Here is a 1,501-nt window from a genome sequence, read left to right as displayed (position 1 = left end):
CGCCTCGATCAGCGTCGGGCGCTGGCGCATCAGCCGCTTCATCCAGGCCGTCTTGCCGACCGGCCAGCGGTAGCCGTCGCCGAACGGCAGCGGCGCGGCGTAGATCGAAAGCCGTCCGTTCCCGTCGTAAGCGTGGCGCGGTCCGGGCACCACCAGCGTATGGCGGATGTGCGGGCGGGCTGCGGCGAACCAGGCGCGCTTGGCCGTGAGGTAGCGCTTCACGCCGCCGCTCTTCGGCGCATAGAGCATGGTGGTGTCGACGAGGCGCGGGGCATGGTCGATCACCGACCTCGTCAGCAGGTCGGCGCGCGCGGAAGCCCAGTCGACGACGCCCCTGCCTAGCACAGGCCGCACCTCCTTCCCCGCCACCGGATGTGGCCCGCCAGACCACAACCGGTTCAATCGCCTTTTGCTCCCTTTGGCCGCACACGGCCTTAAGTCAAGGGCGCGCGGACGTTCCGTTGCCTTGGCCAAGCTGGGCGTTTATCCGGCGACCATGGCGCGATTTCTCTTCGCCACCTGGGAAGGCGGCGGCCACGTCCAGCCCATGCTGCTGGCGGCGCGGGGACTGATGTCCCGGGGCCACCAGGCGCTGGCGATCAGCGACGCCTGCAACGCGTCGGACGCGGCCGCGCATGGCGTGCCGTTCCAAGCGTGGCGAACGGCGCCGTCACGTGACGACCGGCTGCCCGAGAGCGATCCGCTGAAGGACTGGCTGGCCACGAGCCCGCTGGAGGTGATCCAGGGCATCCTGAGCGGCGTGATGTGCGGGCCCGCGGACCGCTTCGCGGCCGACACGATCGCCGCGATCGACGCCTTCGCGCCTGACGTGGTGGTGGTCCACGAGCTGCTGTTCGGGGTCATGGCGGGCGCCGAGGCGTGCGGCGCCAAGCTGGCGGTCTTCACCTCCAACGTCTGGTCGCTGCCGACGCTGGAAGGGCCGCCGCCGTTCGGCGCGGGCGCCGCGCCGGCCGAGACCGACGATATGCGCGCCTTCTATCATCGGGTGCAGAGCGCGACGCGTTGCGCCTACCAGGAAGCCCTGCCGGCCTACAACGCCATGCGCGCCGGACTGGGCCTTCCGCCACTGGCGGACCTCTTCGATCAGTTGAACGCGGCCGGCCGCATTCTCATCGCCACCAGTCGCGCCTTCGACTTCGACCAGCGCCTTCCCGAGCCGTACCGCCATGTGGGCCCTTATTTCGAGGATCCGCCCTGGACCGAGGACTGGACGTCGCCCTGGCCGGCAGACGATCGGCGCCCGCTGGTGCTGGTCTCGTTCTCCACCATGTACCAGGCGCAGGAGGCGGCGCTCGCACGCACCATCGAGGCGCTGGGCAGGCTGCCGGTGCGGGGCGTGGTGACGCTGGGGCCGGTCCTGTCGCCGGGTGACTTCCCAGCCCCCGACAACGTGCTGGTGACGGCGCGCGCGCCGCACGCGCCGATCCTGCCGCAGGCCGCGGCGGTGGTCACCCACGCCGGCCACGCCTCGGCGCTCAGG

1 protein-coding gene and 1 pseudogene are annotated in these 1,501 nt (G+C 71.3%); one reads left to right on the top strand and one right to left on the bottom strand.

Annotation, left to right across the window (positions count from 1 at the left end; all coding sequences use genetic code 11):
- Positions 1-300 (bottom strand): annotated as a pseudogene (locus VGL85_RS13125) (glycosyltransferase family 1 protein); the annotation flags it as partial.
- Positions 301-496: 196 nt separating this feature from the next.
- Here VGL85_RS13125 and VGL85_RS13120 point away from each other — a divergent pair.
- Positions 497-1,501 (top strand): glycosyltransferase (locus tag VGL85_RS13120; RefSeq protein WP_331589393.1); only part of this gene is annotated, 1,005 nt, incomplete at its 3' end.

Origin of the sequence: Phenylobacterium sp., from assembly GCF_036501465.1 — a bacterium.
In the GTDB taxonomy this organism is placed as follows: domain Bacteria; phylum Pseudomonadota; class Alphaproteobacteria; order Caulobacterales; family Caulobacteraceae; genus Phenylobacterium.
This window is presented reverse-complemented; position numbering and strand designations above follow the sequence as displayed.